The sequence below is a fragment of the Streptomyces sp. NBC_00162 genome, assembly GCF_024611995.1.
Classification (GTDB): Bacteria; Actinomycetota; Actinomycetes; order Streptomycetales; family Streptomycetaceae; genus Streptomyces.
In genome coordinates this window covers 3,990,354-4,005,645 of sequence record NZ_CP102509.1, presented here as the reverse complement: position 1 = coordinate 4,005,645, position 15,292 = coordinate 3,990,354, and the positions used below count along the sequence as shown (strand labels likewise).

Annotated in this window: 14 protein-coding genes; 3 read left to right on the top strand and 11 right to left on the bottom strand. The window is 71.2% G+C overall.

All coding sequences use genetic code 11. The features are described from left to right. Positions 1-13: 13 nt before the first annotated feature. Genes JIW86_RS18560 through JIW86_RS18550 form a run of 3 tightly spaced genes read right to left on the bottom strand, consistent with a single transcriptional unit; the run spans position 14 to position 2,390 of the window. A complete protein-coding gene (locus tag JIW86_RS18560) occupies positions 14-790 on the bottom strand; it encodes an enoyl-CoA hydratase/isomerase family protein (RefSeq protein WP_257554898.1) in 777 nt (258 codons plus the stop codon). Continuing rightward, entirely contained in the window at positions 787-1,236 is a 450-nt protein-coding gene (locus JIW86_RS18555) for a Zn-ribbon domain-containing OB-fold protein (protein WP_257554897.1), read from the bottom strand. Before JIW86_RS18555 ends, JIW86_RS18560 begins: the two co-directional genes overlap by 4 nt. 2 nt (positions 1,237-1,238) lie before the next feature. Further along, positions 1,239-2,390, bottom strand: a complete 1,152-nt coding sequence (locus JIW86_RS18550; protein ID WP_257554895.1) for a lipid-transfer protein — start codon at positions 2,388-2,390, stop codon at positions 1,239-1,241. A 96-nt stretch (positions 2,391-2,486) separates the two neighbouring features. On the opposite strand from JIW86_RS18550, the gene JIW86_RS18545 reads away from it, so the two are divergent. Further along, positions 2,487-4,133, top strand: a complete 1,647-nt coding sequence (locus JIW86_RS18545) for a FadD3 family acyl-CoA ligase (protein WP_257554894.1) — start codon at positions 2,487-2,489, stop codon at positions 4,131-4,133. Here JIW86_RS18545 and JIW86_RS18540 read toward each other — a convergent pair. From JIW86_RS18540 to JIW86_RS18530, 3 genes are all read right to left on the bottom strand, one after another. After that, positions 4,108-4,887: a class I SAM-dependent methyltransferase gene (locus tag JIW86_RS18540; RefSeq protein WP_257554893.1), complete on the bottom strand. Its 780-nt coding sequence runs from the start codon at positions 4,885-4,887 to the stop codon at positions 4,108-4,110. The two genes, JIW86_RS18545 and JIW86_RS18540, sit on opposite strands and share 26 nt — an antisense overlap. A 297-nt stretch (positions 4,888-5,184) precedes the next feature. Then, the gene (locus JIW86_RS18535) at positions 5,185-5,373 is read right to left on the bottom strand and encodes a hypothetical protein (protein ID WP_215143141.1); all 189 of its coding nucleotides are present in this window, start codon (positions 5,371-5,373) and stop codon (positions 5,185-5,187) included. 203 nt (positions 5,374-5,576) lie between these two features. Further along, positions 5,577-8,561, bottom strand: a complete 2,985-nt coding sequence (locus JIW86_RS18530; RefSeq protein WP_257554892.1) for an AfsR/SARP family transcriptional regulator — start codon at positions 8,559-8,561, stop codon at positions 5,577-5,579. Between the two features lie 175 nt (positions 8,562-8,736). Between JIW86_RS18530 and JIW86_RS18525 the strand changes: the two genes are divergently transcribed. Beyond that, complete coding sequence (locus JIW86_RS18525) at positions 8,737-9,963, top strand: amidohydrolase family protein (RefSeq protein WP_257554891.1); 1,227 nt, start codon at positions 8,737-8,739, stop codon at positions 9,961-9,963. A 577-nt stretch (positions 9,964-10,540) separates the two neighbouring features. Here JIW86_RS18525 and JIW86_RS18520 read toward each other — a convergent pair. The 4 genes from JIW86_RS18520 to JIW86_RS18505 all read right to left on the bottom strand — a co-directional run bounded on the left by JIW86_RS18520 (position 10,541) and on the right by JIW86_RS18505 (position 13,486). Next, positions 10,541-11,047: a hypothetical protein gene (locus JIW86_RS18520; protein WP_257554890.1), complete on the bottom strand. Its 507-nt coding sequence runs from the start codon at positions 11,045-11,047 to the stop codon at positions 10,541-10,543. A gap of 75 nt (positions 11,048-11,122) precedes the next feature. Then, positions 11,123-12,322, bottom strand: a complete 1,200-nt coding sequence (locus JIW86_RS18515; RefSeq protein ID WP_257554889.1) for a serine hydrolase domain-containing protein — start codon at positions 12,320-12,322, stop codon at positions 11,123-11,125. Between the two features lie 46 nt (positions 12,323-12,368). Further along, positions 12,369-12,617 carry a DUF397 domain-containing protein gene (locus tag JIW86_RS18510; protein WP_257554888.1) on the bottom strand — a complete coding sequence of 83 codons (249 nt, stop codon included), beginning with the start codon at positions 12,615-12,617 and terminating at the stop codon, positions 12,369-12,371. Further along, positions 12,614-13,486, bottom strand: coding sequence for a helix-turn-helix domain-containing protein (locus JIW86_RS18505; RefSeq protein ID WP_416237575.1), 873 nt, complete (start codon positions 13,484-13,486; stop codon positions 12,614-12,616). The genes JIW86_RS18510 and JIW86_RS18505 overlap by 4 nt, the downstream gene beginning before the upstream one ends. A gap of 118 nt (positions 13,487-13,604) precedes the next feature. Here JIW86_RS18505 and JIW86_RS18500 point away from each other — a divergent pair, with 118 nt between their 5' ends. After that, entirely contained in the window at positions 13,605-14,135 is a 531-nt protein-coding gene (locus JIW86_RS18500; protein WP_322975532.1) for an ATP-binding protein, read from the top strand. On the opposite strand, the gene JIW86_RS18495 is transcribed toward JIW86_RS18500, so the two are convergent. Beyond that, positions 14,063-15,244: a Kelch repeat-containing protein gene (locus JIW86_RS18495; RefSeq protein ID WP_257554887.1), complete on the bottom strand. Its 1,182-nt coding sequence runs from the start codon at positions 15,242-15,244 to the stop codon at positions 14,063-14,065. The genes JIW86_RS18500 and JIW86_RS18495 overlap by 73 nt on opposite strands. Between the last annotated feature and the right edge of the window lie 48 nt (positions 15,245-15,292).

The window sequence follows — 15,292 nt, the reverse complement described above, 5'->3', positions numbered from 1 at the left end:
GCCAGGACGGGCGTCAGCGGATCCTGGGCTCCGGCTGCTCGCGGCGGCCGGCGAACAGCTCCGCCTGCCGCTCCGGGGCCAGGTTGCCGAGCGCGATCAGCGCCGGTGCCTGGGCCAGCGCCTGCTGGAGCGCCGCCTGCTTCGCGGACCACAGGGCCCGTACGGTGCCCTGCACGGCCTCCGTCGGGAAGCCGGCCAGGGTCCCGGCCGCGCGCAGGGCCGCCTCGAGCAGCTCCCCGGGCCCGGCCAGCTCGGACACCAGGCCGATCTCGTACGCCCGCCGCGCGGAGAGCCGTTCCGCCGTGCCCATCAGCGACATCCGGGCGGCCTCCCCGAACGGCATCCGCTGCGCCATGTAGACGGCCTCGTAGGCGCTGACCATCCCGTAGGCGGTGTGCGGGTCGAAGTAGGTGGCGGTCGACGAGGAGACGATGAACTCGGCCTCGCCCAGCAGGTAGAAGGCCCCGCCGCACGCCATGCCGTTGACGGCGGCGATCACCGGCTTCCACAGGTCGTTCGCCTTCGGGCCGATGGAGACCAGCGGATCGTCGGCCGAGTACGGGGAGCCCGGCTGCGGCACCTCCACCCCCCGGTCGATGCCCGTGCAGAAGGCGGCCGTCCCGGCGCCCGTCAGCACCACCGCCCGCACCTCGTCCTCGAACCGGAAATCCCGCCACACGGCGGCCAGTTCGGCCGCCGTCTCCAGGTCGATGGCGTTGTGCCTGCGCTCCCGGTCCAGGGTGACGACCGCGACCCCGGTCGCCTTGTCCCGCTCCACCCGCAGCGTCATGACTTCTCCAGTACCCAGCGCGGCACCGCGACCCCGCCCGTCTCGGTGAACACCACCTGCACCCGCGCCCCGATGCGCAGCCGGGCCGGGTCCATCGAGTTCAGCGGGGCGTCGGCCGAGGTCACCAGGTTTCCGGCGAGCCGGATGTGCGGGGCGTCGGCGAGCTCCACGAGGATCACGTTGTACGGGGCCTGCGCGGCGTACGCGGGCAGCAGCGGCGGATGCGGCTGGACGTAGGACCAGATGCGGCCGCGGCCGCTCATCAGGCGCCACTCGGAGTCGAAGGAGTGGCAGTGCGGGCAGCAGGGGCGCGGCGGGAAGCGGAGTCTGCCGCACGCCGTGCAGGCCTGGACGCGGAGTTCGCCCCGGGCGGCGTACTCCCAGAAGGGGGCGCCGTCCTCGTCGGGGACCGGGAGCAGGAGCGATTCTTCAGTGGCGGCGGTCATGATCAGCTCCTCAGCAGTATCGCGGACGTCGGGACACCCTCGCCCGCCGTCACCAGGCAGGTGGCGGCGTCCGGCACCTGGGCCGTGGAGATGCCGCGCAGCTGCTTGACGCCCTCGTTGATCAGGTTGAAGCCGTGCACGTAGGCCTCGCTGAGTCCGCCGCCCCCGGTGTTGATCGGGAGCCGGCCGCCCATCTCCAGCGCCCCGCCCTCGGTGAAGGCGGCGCCCTCGCCGCGCCCGCAGAAGCCGTAGCCCTCCAGGGAGAGCGGGATCAGCGGGGTGAAGGCGTCGTAGATCTGGGCGACGTCCACGTCCTGCGGCCCGAAGTCGGCCTGCTTCCACAGGTGCCGGGCGGCCGTCCAGGCCGGTCCCGACAGGGGGTCGTCGTTCCAGTAGTTGACCATGCCGTGGTGCTGGGCGGGCAGGCCCTGGGCGACGGAGTGCACGTAGACGGGCTTCTGGCGGCAGTCCCGGGCCCGCTCGGCGGAGACGATCACGCAGGCCAGCGCCCCGTCCGTCTCCAGGCAGTTGTCGAAGAGGCAGAGGGGGTCGCTGATCATGCGGGAGGTCATGTACATCTCGCGGGTCAGCGGGCGCTCGTACATCATCGCGGCCGGGTTCTCGTTGGCCCGGTTGCGGCAGGCCATCGCCACGTTGAAGAGGTGGTCGCGGGTGGCGCCGTACTCGTGCATGTAGCGGCGGGCCAGCATGCCGATCTCGTCGGCCGGGCGCAGCAGGCCGAAGGGGCGGGTCCACTGGCCGGGGGTGGGCAGCTGGACGGCGGTGTTCTTCCAGGGGCGGGGGCCGGAGCCGCGTTTGCGCGAGCGCCAGGCGACGCCGACGGTGGCCTGGCCGGTGGCGACGGCGGAGGCCAGGTGCCCGACGGTGGCGCAGGAACCGCCGCCGCCGTAGCCGATCTTGGAGAAGAAGGTGACGTCGCCGGCGCCGATGGCCTTGGCGACCTCGACCTCGTCGGTCTCCTCCATGGTGTAGGAGGAGAAGGCGTCGACCTCGGAAGGTTCTATGCCGGCGTCGGCGAGGGCTGCCAGAATGGCCCGACAGGCCAACTCCTTCTCAGACTGCGGCAGTTGCTTGGCAAAGGCGGTCTGGCCGATGCCGACTATCGCCGTCGCGTCCTTGAGCGTTGCCGCCATCGCCACCTCCGGGGGTGCACCAGTACTGACAGCCGCGAAGGCTACAGCTAATCTGACGGATAGTCAGCTACTGGGTTCGGGGGAGAGTGACACGCCATGGCCGAAGACAGGCGCGAAGACGGGCACGAGCACGGGCACGAGGACGTCCGGGGCGATCTGCGCTGGGGCAGCATCGCGGAACTGGTCAGGGACGCGGCGGCCCGGTACGCCGACCGCGAGGCCGTCGTCGACGGCCGCGTCCGCGTCGGCTACGCGCAGCTCGGCGAGCGCGTCGAGCGCGCCGCGGCCGCCTGCATCGCCGCCGGGGTCGAACCGGGCGACCGGGTAGCCGTCTGGGCCCCAAACACCCTGGAGTGGATCGTCTCCGCGCTCGGCGCCGTCTCCGCGGGCGCGGTGCTCGTCCCCCTCAACACCCGTTTCAAGGGCACGGAAGCCGCGTACGTCCTCCGGCGCAGCCGGGCCCGGCTGCTCTTCGTCACCGGCACCTTCCTCGGGACCTCCTACGTCGCCTCCCTGCGCCGCGCCGCGGCCGAAGGCCCCGGCGAGGGGCCGCTGCCCGGGCTGCCGCACCTGGAGCAGGTCGTCGTCCTCGCCGAGGACGCCCCCGAGTCCTTCCGCACCTGGAAGGACTTCCTGACGGGCGGGGACTCCGTACCGGCCGACGCCGTCCGCGAGCGCGCCGGGGCGATCCCCGCCGACGCCCCCTCCGACATCATCTTCACCTCCGGCACCACCGGCAGCCCCAAGGGCGCCGTCATCACCCACGCCCAGTCCCTGCGCTGCTACGACGTGTGGAGCGAGCTCGCCGGACTGCGCGAGGGCGACCGCTACCTGATCGTGAACCCGTTCTTCCACACCTTCGGCTACAAGGCCGGGATCATCGCCTGCCTGATGCGCGGGGCCACGATGATCCCGCAGCCCGTCTTCAACGTGGACACCGTCCTCGCCAACATCGCCGCCGAGCGGATATCCGTACTCCCCGGGCCGCCCACCCTCCACCAGTCCCTCCTCGACCACCCCCAGCGCGACCACCACGACCTCTCCGCCCTGCGGCTGGTCGTCACCGGCGCGGCCGTCGTCCCGCTCCAGCTGGTCGAGCGGCTGCGCGGCGAACTGCGCATCGCCACCGTCCTGACCGCGTACGGACTCTCCGAGGCGAGCGGCATCGTCACCATGTGCCGCCGCGGCGACCCGGCGCAGATCATCGCCGAGACCTCCGGACGGGCCATCCCGGACACGGAGGTGATGATCAGGGACGCGGACGGGCAGGCACAGCCCGCCGGCCGGGTGGGCGAGATCGCGGTCCGCGGCCACCACGTCATGCGGGGGTACTTCGAGGACCCCGACGAGACGGCGAAGACGATCACCCCGGACGGCTGGCTGCTCACCGGCGACGTGGGGTTCATGGACGAGGACGGCAACCTGCGCATCACCGACCGGATCAAGGACATGTTCATCGTCGGCGGCTTCAACGCCTACCCCGCCGAGATAGAACAGCTCCTCGGCCTGCACCCGGACGTCGCCGACGTCGCGGTGGTCGGCATCCCGGACCCGCGGCTCGGCGAGGTCGGCAAGGCGTACGCGGTCCGGCGCCCCGGCTCCACCCTCACCGCCGACGACCTGATCGCCTGGTCCCGGCGGGAGATGGCCAACTACAAGGTGCCGCGCGCGGTGGAGTTCGTCGCCGAACTGCCGCGCAACGCGAGCGGCAAGGTCCTCAAGCGCGAACTGCGGGCCCGCTGAGCGGCGCAGCCGGCTCGGCCGGCGCGGCGGTCTTGCGGGCCAGGACCAGCCGCCAGCGCGGAGCACCGGACGCCGCCTGGCGCCCGAAGTGCTCCAGCGGCACGGTATCCACCGCGAAGCCGGCCGCCCGCAGATCGGCGCGGACCCCGCCCAGCGGGAAGGTCCGGTAGTACATGACGAAGGGCGGGCGCCACACCGCGTTGCGCACCCGCATCGCCGCGTCGAAGCCTGCGACCGCCCACCACAGCGGGTGGCTCGGCGGGATCGGCGCGCCGATCGGGAAGGCGAAGACCCCGCCCTCGCGCAGCGCCGCGTGGATCCCGGAGAAGAGGGCGGGCCGCTCGGCCGGGAGGAAGTGGCCGAAGGCGCCGAAGCTCACGGCCAGGTCGTAGGAGTCCCCGAGCGCGGACGGCAGGGCCCGCGCGTCGGCCCGTACGAAGTCCACGCGCTCGTCCGGATGCGCCCGCCGGGCCTCGGCCAGCATGCCCGCGCTCAGGTCCACCCCGGTCACGCGCTCCCGGCAGAGCCGGCGCAGCATGCCGATCCCGGCGCCGGTGCCGCAGCAGACGTCCAGCCCGGCGCGGAAGGATCCCTCCCGCTGGGCGAGGGTCTCCTCGACGGCGTCGAGCATCCGGTCCGGGGTGCGGAAGGGCGTGTGGTCGAACTTCGGCGCGAGCAGGTCGTAGCCGCGCTCGACGGAGGAGAGGGCCTGCACGGCGAGTTCCCGGACGCTCGGCCCATGGCTGGTGAACACGTCTCCCAGCCTAGGGGGTGTCTTGTCGATCAGGCCGGGCTCGCGGCGTCTGGCACCGCGCCTCGCCGCGTTGTCGTCGGTCGCCGACGCTCCGCGTCGGCTCCCTCCTCCGCCTTGCGATCCACGGCACCAGACGCCGCTCCCTGATCCGGCCCGATCGACAAGACACCCCCTGAGCCGAAAGCGGCCGGACGCGGGCATGCGGCGGCGGCCGCGGTGGCTCCCCCTCCGGGCCACCGCGACCGCCGTCTCCCCCGTGCTCCCCCGTACGATTCCCCCGTACGTTTTGCTGTTTGCCTACGGCCGAGGACCTGACGCGTGGTTGTCCAGCGTCTGGATCTCCTCGCCCGAGGCGTGGTTGTCGAGCGGCTTGATCTCGATTCCCGAAGCGTGGTTGTCCAGAGTCTCGATCTCGACGCCCGAGGCGTGGTTGTCGAGCGGCTTGATGTCGCCGTCGTTCGGCAGGATGTTCTCGTTCGTCGTCATCGAATCTCCTGATGGATGGGTAGGGCCCGTTCGGCGATTCCCCCGCGGACCGCCGAACGGGTGGTCCTCCAACCGACCCGGTTGCCCCCCGACGCACCGGGTCGATGAACCAATAGTGTCGCGGGGCGATAAACGAACGATGAACGCCTCGTTCATCGGACGTCACCGCAGGTCACCAAAGGTCGCCACTGGCCACCACCGGCTCAGGCGGCGATCTCCGACGCCAGCAGGGCCTGGACCTCCGCCAGTTCGGGCGAACCGAGTTGCGCGAACACGGCCTCCGCGTCCCGCCAGCACGCCCGCGCCCGGTCCGTCTGCCCCAGCCGCCGCAGCGCCTTGCCCAGCACCGTCAGCACGGTCGCCCGCCGCCACTCGCCGCCGATCCCGCGCAGCGCGATGGCCTGCTCGGCGTGCGAGGCGGCCAACGTGGGCCGTCGCGCCGCCAGATGGGCCTCGGCGAGCCGGAAGTGGGTCACGCCCTCCCACAGCGGCTGGCGGTTGTCGTGGAACAGCGACAGCGCCTCGGTGAGCTGCGACAGGGCCTCGCCGAGCCGGCCCGCCTGGGTGAGGGCGATGCCCAGCGCGTAGCGGCCGTTGGCCAGGCGCAGGGTCAGACCCATCCGGTCGTAGATGGCGATGCCCTGCTGGGCGAGGTCTATGGCGCTGCTGAGGCGGCCCAGTTCCACGTGGATGCGGGAGAGGTTGCACAGCGCGCTCGCCTCGCCCACGTTGTTGGCGTCGGCCCGGAAGCTTTCGATGGCCTCCCGCAGGTAGCGCTCGCCGTCCGCGTACCGGCCCTGGTAAAGGGCGATGATCCCGCGGTCGTTGGGCGCCCAGCAGCTGGGCAGCGGGTCGCCGGCCTCGCGGGCCAGCGCCGTGGCCTGGCGGGCCTCGTCGTCGGCCTCGGCGAACCGGCCCGCGACCAGGTGCACGTTGGTGAGCGTGGTGCGGGCCCGGCCCTCGGCGTACGGATCCTTGGCGGCCTGGGCGGCGTCCCGCAGCGCGACGGCGGCCGATTCGTACTGCTTGGAGTTGGCCCCGGACTCGGCCAGGTCCTTCGCCGCCCACAGCAGGTCCACGGCCCGGCGCAGGACGAGCGTCTCGCCGCCCCGTACGGAGGCCTGCCGTACGCACGCCAGCAGCGGGTCCGCCTCGGCGTACAGCCAGTCCAGGGCGGCGCGCGGCTCCCCGAAGACCAGCCCGGGGTAGTGGGTGTCGGACAGGTGCGCGGGCAGCCGGTCGCCGGGGCGCTCCAGGGCGTAGACCCCGGAGGCGGTGGCCAGGTAGAAGTCCAGCAGCCGGTCCAGGGCGGCGTCGCGCCCGCTCGGCGGCTGCTCGTCGCGCTCGGCGCAGGCACGCGCGTAGAGGCGTACGAGGTCGTGGAAGCGGTAGCGGCCCGGTGCGGCGGATTCGAGGAGGGAGCAGTCGACTAAGGCTTCGAGGAGGTCCTCGGTGTCGTGCTCGGGCAGGTCCAGTACGGCGGCTGCCGCCGAGAGGGAGATGTCGGGGCCGTCGGCGAGGCCGAGGAGGCGGAACGCGCGCTGCTGGGCGGGCTCCAGCTGGCCGTAGCCCAGCTCGAAGGTGGCCTTGACGGCGAGGTCGCCGGCCTGGAGCTCGTCGAGGCGGCGGCGCTCGTCGGCCAGTTTGGCGGCGAGGACGGAGACGGTCCAGGTACGGCGGGCGGCGAGCCGGGAGGCGGCGATGCGGATGGCGAGCGGCAGGAACCCGCAAGCGCCGACGACGTTCAGGGCGGCCTGGCGTTCGGAGCGTACGCGCTCCTCGCCGACGATCCGGGTGAAGAGCTGGAGGGCCTCCTCGGGGCTCATCACGTCGAGGTCGACGAGATGGGCCCCGGCGAGGCCCGCCATGCGGACCCGGCTGGTGACCAGGGCGGCGCAGCCCGCGGTGCCCGGCAGAAGCGGGCGGACCTGGGCGGCGTCGCGGGCGTTGTCGAGCAGGACCAGGACGCGGCGGCCGTCGAGGGTGGAGCGGTAGAGGGCGGCCCGGTCGGCGGGGGAGTCGGGGATGGCGGTGTCGGGGGTGCCCAGCGCGCGCAGGAAGGAGCCGAGGACGGCCTCGGGTTCGGCGGGGCGGGCCTCGGTGCCCTGGAGGTCGACGTAGAGCTGGCCGTCCGGGAAGTGCGGGCGGGCGGCGTGCGCGACGTGCACGGCGAGGGTGGTCTTGCCGACGCCGCCGATCCCGGCGAGCGCGGAGACGGCCATGACCTGGCCCTCGGCCCCGCCGGAGAGGATCGCGCCGAGTTCGCCGACGAAGCTGCTGCGGCCGGTGAAGTCGGGGACGGTCGCGGGCAGCTGGGCGGGCCGTACGTGGACGGCGGCGGCCGCCGGGGCCGGGTCCTCGGCGCGGGCCAGGTCGGCGTCGGCGTTCAGGATGCGCTGCTGGAGGGCGGAGAGTTCGGGGCGCGGGTCGACGCCGAGTTCGCCGGCGAGGAGCCGGCGGGTGTCGGCGTAGACGGCGAGGGCCTCGGCCTGCCGGCCGCTGCGGTAGAGGGCGAGCATGAGCAGCTCGCGCAGGCGTTCGCGCAGCGGGTGGGCGGCGGTGAGGGCGGTGAGCTCGGAGACGGCCTCGGCGTGGTGGCCGACCTCCAGGTCGAGGTCGAGGCGGGTCTCCAGCAGCTGGAGCCGCCATTCCTCCAGCCGGGTGCGCTCGGTGGCGGCCGCGGGGCCGGGAACCCCGGCGAGGGGTTCGCCGTCCCACAGTTCCAGGGCGCGGGCCAGCAGCGTACGGGCGAGGGCCCGGTCACCGGCTTCGCGGGCCGTCTCGGCGTCGGCGACGAGGCTCCGGGCGACGCCGAGGTCGAGGGTGGCGGTGGAGCGCAGCCGGATCGCGTAGCCGCCGGACTCGGAGACGAGCAGCCCGGGGTCGAGGACCTTGCGCAGGCGGGAGGCATACGTACGGATCGTGGCGAGGGCCTGCTGCGGCGGGTCCTCGCCCCAGATCGCGTCGATCAGCTCGGGCGCGGTGGCGGTACGGCCGTCGCGCAGCAGGAGCGTGGCGAGCAGGGCGCGCTGCTGGGGGGTGCCGGAGGGCAGTGCCTCGGGGCCGCGCCAGGCGCGGATGGGTCCGAGGACGGCGAAGCGGGAGTTGTGGGGGGTGGGGGGTTCGGGTGTGGCCCGGGCTGCGTCGGGGTGGTTCCGCGGGCGTGGGATGGCCGGTACGCCGTCCATCTGTCGTCCCCCTGCCTTCCGTCGGTGTAAGGGTCAGTCTGCCCTGTCTTGCGCGTACACGTCAGCCCGTCCCGGACTGATCCATTCCCGATCCGGTCCTGATCCAGGCCTGATCCAGGCCCGATAGGTGCCCAACTAGCTGACGGTTCGTCAGATCGGCGCTACCGTATCGGGTATGGAGACCTTCCCGAAGATCATCTCGGTGGACGACCACACGGTGGAGCCCCCCCATGTCTGGCGGGACCGGCTCCCGTCCAAGTACAAGGACACCGGTCCCCGGGTCGTCCGCGCCCCCTTGAAGGAAATGACCTTCCTCGGCGGCAAGTTCGCCCCCGTCATGGGGGCCAAGGGCGACGACGGCCCGATAGGCGACTGGTGGGTGTACGAGGACCTGCACCGGCCGCTCACCCGACTCGACACGGCTGTCGGATACGACCGCGACGAGATCAAACTGGAAGTCATCACCTACGAGCAGATGCGCCCCGGGTCCTTCTCGGTTCCCGAGCGTCTCGCGGACATGGACGTCAACCACGTCCAGTCGGCGCTCTGCTTCCCGACCTTCCCCCGCTTCTGCGGCCAGACCTTCACGGAGGCGACCGACCGCGAGCTGGGGCTGTTGGGCGTACGGGCGTACAACGACTGGATGGTGGAGGAATGGTGCGGCCCGGACGCCCGTGGCCGGCTCATCCCGCTGACCCTCATCCCGCTGTGGGACGCGCACCTGGCGGCCGCGGAGGTCCGCCGCAACGCGGCGCGCGGGGTCCGCGCGGTCGCGTTCTCGGAGATACCCCCGCACCTGGGCCTCCCGTCCGTCCACACGGACTACTGGGACCCGTTCCTCCAGGCCTGCGACGAGACCGGCACGGTCATCGCCATGCACATCGGCTCCTCGAGCCGGATGCCCTCCACCTCGGCGGACGCCCCGCCGGCGGTCGGCTCCACCATCACCTTCGCCAACTGCTGCTTCTCGATGGTCGACTGGCTGATGAGCGGCAAGTTCGAGCGCTTCCCGAACCTGAGGATCATGTACGCGGAGGGTCAGATCGGCTGGATCCCGTACATCCTGGAGCGCGCGAACGTGGTCTGGGAGGAGAATCGCGGCTGGGGCGGAGTCGCGGACAAGGTGCTGCGCCCGCCGTCGGAACTCTTCGCCGGGCACGTCTTCGGCTGCTTCTTCGACGACGCCTTCGGCCTGAAGAACCTGGACTCGATCGGCGTCGGCAACGTCCTCTACGAGACGGACTACCCGCATTCGGACTCGACCTGGCCGAAGTCCCGCGAGGTCGGCGAGGCCCAGATGGGCCACCTGGCGCCGGACGTGATCGACCGCATCGTGCGCGGCAACGCGATCGATCTCCTGGGGCTGACCGAGGGCGGCCTGTGGGCGGGGCCGGGGGCGTAGCCGGGCCTGCTGGCCCTGTGCGGTGCGATCGAGCTCGAGGTGCCACAGCGCCCGGGTGCGGGACGAGGCCCAGGAGATCCGCGAGGAGCTGCGCGGCTTTGACTGGCTCGTTCCACCGCCCTGCGGTCGCACCGTCGGCGGCGGGATCAGCGGCTCCGCGATCTCCCACAGACCGTCTGGAACAATCCACGCAGCCGCAGTTGCTATGACGGTCGGTTTGGCGCTGCTCGTTGGGCTGTGAATGGGTGGGTATTAGATAATGTCGTGGGATACGAAATGATGACGACAGGTGGCACGAGAGCAGAGGCTTGAGTGCCCAGAGCTAGGAGACTTGTAGGCAGGGCAATCGCATCTGAAGCAGTGAGTGTCCCCGTCGTGACCATTCATCCCCGATAGTTGCTGACGAGCCTTCTTCTGCACCTCTCGAAGACCCGCCTCAGCCTCATCGAGCTCAGCGAAGATTTCATCGCGAGTCTTTCTCTGTGCGTCAGTCAGCTTGGAGTCGGCAGGCACTGGTATCACGCCTTTCCAGTCAGGCGTCGCGACCTCAAGAGGCGTCGACCCCCAACAGTCGGAATCACGGGCTCGGCAGGGCGAAACTGAGTTCGAATTTTCCTCCATGACCCGGGACTCTGCTCCGGAAGGTGGTCTCGGAAACCCCGTCGTCAAAGACGGTGACTTTCCAGACCGGCTCCTCTTCGGGCGGTGGATGTGCAGCAAGGTGCATGAAGTTGAGGAATTCGCCGGGATGCCCCAGGGCGTCGAAGGTTCTGGTCCCCAACTCGACAAACAAGGTCGTGATGGGCATCGTCACGTTGACGTCAATGGTTCCTCCTTGGTGAATAAACCCCTCGAACACCTCCTCGTTGTCCACGCGAAGGATGATCAATTGATCATTGTCGCCGCTCGCCGTGACCGGGGCGAACACACTCTGAAATTTGATTTTCGTCATCACGTTCTCCGGGGTGGTCGCTGGCTTCTCGCCTCTCTCCACGTTCTCTCCGGTAGCCCCTCCCGGCAACTCGCCATCTGCCTGAAAACGAGTCACTTGAAGGAACAGGGCCGTGGGATCGGTCGCTGCCACGCCCTTTCATGCGCTGACCTGAAGTGCTGGAGTCGCAGGGGTGCACGGTCGATGGCGGTCCCAGTGTGAGCACCTCTAAGGATGGTGCTCCGGCTTCAGGGAGTGGTCGGGGGCGAGGGCGGCGGCGATGCGCTCGGCCACGGTCTGGGCCTGGTTGCCCTCGGGGGTCTTCGGGCCCTTCGTCACGCTGACCGCGATGGACAGCCGCTCCGCCGGGAGGTAGGCCTGCATGGCCGCGTAACCGGAGAACGACGGATTCTGCAGGATCCAGCCGTTGACGACGATGACCCCGAGCCCGAAGTGCTCGGCCGCCGTGTTCTTCAGGCAGACGGTGGCCGGACAGCCGGCCGTGGGGCGTCCCAGGCCCACCGTGCCCGGATCTAGCTGTGTCTTGAACGCCTGCGGGGACAGCAGCTCCCCGGTGCCCATGGCACGGCCGGAGCGCTCCAGGTCACAGATGTTGCTGGTGAGGACCGCCCCCGGAGCGGTGGTCCAGGACGGGTTCCAGTAGCTCGATTCCTCGTAGATGCCGCGGTCCGAAGTGAAGGAGTGCTGAACGGGGACCGGGATCTCCGGCGTGGTGCTGCTCGAGGTATGGCTCAGCCCCAGCGGGTCCATCACGCGCTCCCTCAACAGCCGCTCCAGGGGGATACCGCTGATCTTCTCCAGGGCGGCGCCGAGGAGCTGGAAGTTGGCGTGCGAGTAGCTGAAGTTGGTGCCCGGCTCGTACCAGAGCGGATGGGCGGCCGCGATGCCTGTGACCTCCGCCGGGGGCCACTGCTTGAACGGTGCGGCCTCCAGCTCCGCCAGGAACTTCGGGTCCGTCACGTAATCGTGCAGTCCCGAGGTGGAACTGCCGAGCATGCGCAGGGTGATCTCCGAGGCGTGCGGGGCGTCCGGCAGCCAGCGCGCGATCGGGTCGTCGAGGCCTGCCTTGCCCTCGTCGACCAGCTGGAGCAGGACGGTGGTCATGTACGCGATCCCCACGGACCCCGAGCGGAAGTGCATCGCCGGGTCGGCGGGAACGCCCGTCACGGATTCGCCGAGCGACGCGGTGACGAGCTCCTTGCCCTCGGAGGAGACCCGCAGGATCACGGAGTTCAGACCGAGCTCCCGCTTGGCCCGCTCGGCGATGTCGAGCACCTCCCGGGCCTGGCCCTGCACGGGCCCCGGGGTCCTGACGCAGTCCCGCGGCGCGGCGGCCGCTGCCCCTGCGGGGAGCGTTGCCGCAACCAGCCCGGCGATGCAGAGCAGCACCGTACGCGTACGCCTCACCCCACCATGATGGCCAGGTACGGGGCCCCGCGCGCGGCGGGCGGGATCAGCGGTGCGCGGTGATCCCGCCCAGGAAGGCGCTCCAGGTCGCGGGGGCGACCGTCAGCTCGGGACCGGCGGTCACCTTGGAGTCCCGGACGTGGATGGTCGTGGGGCAGGTGGCGACCTCGACGCATTCACCGCCCTCGCCGCTGCTGTAGCTCGACTTCCGCCAGGCGAGCGCGACCTCGACGCAGTCGCCGCCCTCGCCGTCGCTAAAACTGCTCTTGAACCAGGCCAGGTCGGTGGTCTTCATCTGACTTCTCCCAGCGTTTTCTCGATCAAGGCGAGGGACTCGTGGGGCGCGAGTGCCTGTGCCCGGATGATCCCACAGCGCTCGGCCATGATCCGTACCTGATCGGGGTCGGTGATCAGGTGAGGACGGCCATAGGCCTCGTGGTAAGCGATCTGCTGGCGGCCCTTGGGGTGGAGCAGGGTGAACGAGCCGCCCATTGCGGTGTGTGCGCCACGCATATACGGCATCACCTGGAGCTCCACCGTACGCAACCCCCCGATGTGCAGGAAGCGTTGGAGCTGTTCACGGTGGACGTCTGGGCCACCGACCTGCCGTTCCAGCAGGCTCTGGTCGAGGATGAAGCTGAAGGTGGGAGAGGGCCAGCGTTCAAAGATCTGCTGGCGGGATAGTCGGTCCTGCACCCGCTTCTCGATGGTCCCCTCGTCCAGCAACGGGCGGCGCTGGGTGAAGACCTCGCGTGCGTGACGCTCCGTCTGCAATAGGCCGGGTACGCCCTGGTGCGCATACGCATGGACGGCCTGGGTGTTCGCCTCCGCCTCCGCGTAACTCCGGAACCAGTCCGGATGCCGCGTCCGCGCCCGCTTCTGCGCCTCCTTGACCTCCGGGATCGCCACCAGCAGGACGCCCCGCGCCCCGAGAACCCCGTCGGCCCGTTCCAGCAGGTCCGGCTGCGGGGTCCGTACGCCCCGCTCGATCGCACCGATCAGGTCCTCGCCCACATGCAACAGCGCGGCCAGTTCCCTCTGGTGGAGGCCGGCCGCCTCCCGTAGCGCCTTGATCTGTTTGCCCAGCGCGCGGAACAGGTGTGCCGTGCCGTCCGCCTCCACCGGGCGTTCCGGCCGCTCCTCGCGGTCTGACATGTCGTTCATCGGCTGAACCGCCCTCGTCCGTACAAGCCGTACACGCAGACGTCGGCGTACCTACAGCGCATGTGCGTCACGCCGCGACTACTGGAAAGCGTAGAGCGCGGTCGCCACGCTCGGTGAGGTGACGACTGAAAAGAGTGACATGGCACAGCGGTTCAGTTCCACGCCGCGAGGGGCCCGGCTCGCCCGGCGGCTCGCGCAGGCGCAGCTGGCCTTTTGGGGGGTGCCGTTCGGCTGCGAGCTCTCCGACGACGTCGGGCTCGTCGTCGGGGAGCTCGCGGCCAATGCCGTACTGCACGGGCGGGTGGCCGGGCGGGACTTCGAGCTGCGGCTGGAATACGCAGGGGGGAACGTGCGGGTGATGGTCAGCGACACCCGGGGTGACAAGGCGCCGGTGGACGGACCCGTTGATCCGTGGTCCGCGGAGGGCGGGCGGGGACTGCTCGTGGTGGCGGCCGTGGCGCGGGAGTGGGGGGTGGTGGTGCGAGGTCCTGGCAAGACGGTGTGGGCGCAGGTCGGGGACATGCCTTCGGGCCGGCGCCAGGACGGCGCCGACCCGAACGGGGTGTCACGGGTGTTTCAGGAGGCGGTGCCGGGGCCCGCGTCGACCGCGGAGTCCGGGAACGGGTCGTCGGCCGGGGGCCTGGGCTGAGTGGACGGCTTCGGCTTGGGATTCGCCGCCTCGCGTTCGATGGCGAAGGCCTCCGTCGTCGCCGTTGACGTCGCGCCGTCGATGAAGCCGCCGATGGCGTACACGCAGTCGCTCTTCGTGTTCTTGGGGCAGGGCGCCGCCGCCGCACCGAACTCCCTGCGGGGTGTGGGAATCGACGGCAGCGTCACCCAGGCGTTGGTGACCGGGCTGTAGGCCTCGGCCGTCGACAGGGTGACCCCGTTGTCGCTCCCGCCCAGGGCGTACACGCAGCCGTCGCTCATGCCCTCGGGGCAGGGTGCTGTGGCCGCGGAGAGGGTGAAGCGCGCGGTCGGCAGGGGGGCCACGAACTGCCAGGCGTTGAGGACCGGGCTGTACACCTCCACCGACGTGAGGTTCCCGGCGGCGCCCGCGCCGCCGATGGCGTACACGCACGTGCCCTTGAGGCCCAGAGCGCCGGGGCAGGGCGCGGCCGAGGCGCCGATGCCGCTGCGCGCCGTCTGCAGGGGCGTCAGTGAGGCCCAGGTGTTGGTCGCCGGGCTGTAGGCCTCCACCGTGGCGAGGGAGTTGACGCCGTCGCTGCCGCCGATGACGTACACGCACGTACCGCGCAGCCCCAGCCCGTCCGGGCACGGTGCCGTGGCTGCTGCCCCGCCCCGGAGGGTCGGCGGGGCGGGAAGGGTCAGCCAGGCGTTCGTCTCCGTGCTGTAGGCCTCTGCCGGCGCCTGGGGGATACCGGTCCAGAACCCTCCGATGGCGTACACGCAGTCGCCCTTGATCCCGCTGGGGCACGGTGCGGTGGTGGTCGCGGGAAGGAGGCGTTGGGGGCTCTTCAGCGACGGAAGGGTGGCCCAGGTGCCGCTGGCCGGGCTGTACGCCTCCAGCTTGCCGTCGCCGGTGCCGCCGACGGCGTACACACAGGTGCCGCGGAGCCCGTCCGGGCAGTCCGCGGCGGCCCCGCCCACGCCGGAGGCGGCGGTGGGCTTGGGCGGGGTCGTCACCCACACCCCCTGCGCGGTCGCGGCGGTGGCCGACAGGGCCAGTAGCGGGGCCATGGCCAGGACGGCGAGCCGCCGCCAGCGCCTGGTCCGGGTGTGACGTACGTGCCTCATCGCGTGCCTATCTCGTGGGGATTCCGGCACTGCGAAGTTACATATGGT

Bases quoted from the DNA above. Each gene is read 5' to 3' on its own strand.
- JIW86_RS18510 (WP_257554888.1), bottom strand. From the start codon at position 12,617: ATGAAGACCACCGACCTGGCCTGGTTCAAGAGCAGTTTTAGCGACGGC.
- JIW86_RS18555 (WP_257554897.1), bottom strand. From the start codon at position 1,236: ATGACCGCCGCCACTGAAGAATCGCTCCTGCTCCCGGTCCCCGACGAG.
- JIW86_RS18535 (WP_215143141.1), bottom strand. From the start codon at position 5,373: ATGACGACGAACGAGAACATCCTGCCGAACGACGGCGACATCAAGCCG.
- JIW86_RS18495 (WP_257554887.1), bottom strand. From the start codon at position 15,244: ATGAGGCACGTACGTCACACCCGGACCAGGCGCTGGCGGCGGCTCGCC.
- JIW86_RS18550 (WP_257554895.1), bottom strand. From the start codon at position 2,390: ATGGCGGCAACGCTCAAGGACGCGACGGCGATAGTCGGCATCGGCCAG.
- JIW86_RS18530 (WP_257554892.1), bottom strand. From the start codon at position 8,561: ATGGACGGCGTACCGGCCATCCCACGCCCGCGGAACCACCCCGACGCA.
- JIW86_RS18525 (WP_257554891.1), top strand. From the start codon at position 8,737: ATGGAGACCTTCCCGAAGATCATCTCGGTGGACGACCACACGGTGGAG.
- JIW86_RS18560 (WP_257554898.1), bottom strand. From the start codon at position 790: ATGACGCTGCGGGTGGAGCGGGACAAGGCGACCGGGGTCGCGGTCGTC.
- JIW86_RS18505 (WP_416237575.1), bottom strand. From the start codon at position 13,486: ATGAACGACATGTCAGACCGCGAGGAGCGGCCGGAACGCCCGGTGGAG.
- JIW86_RS18545 (WP_257554894.1), top strand. From the start codon at position 2,487: ATGGCCGAAGACAGGCGCGAAGACGGGCACGAGCACGGGCACGAGGAC.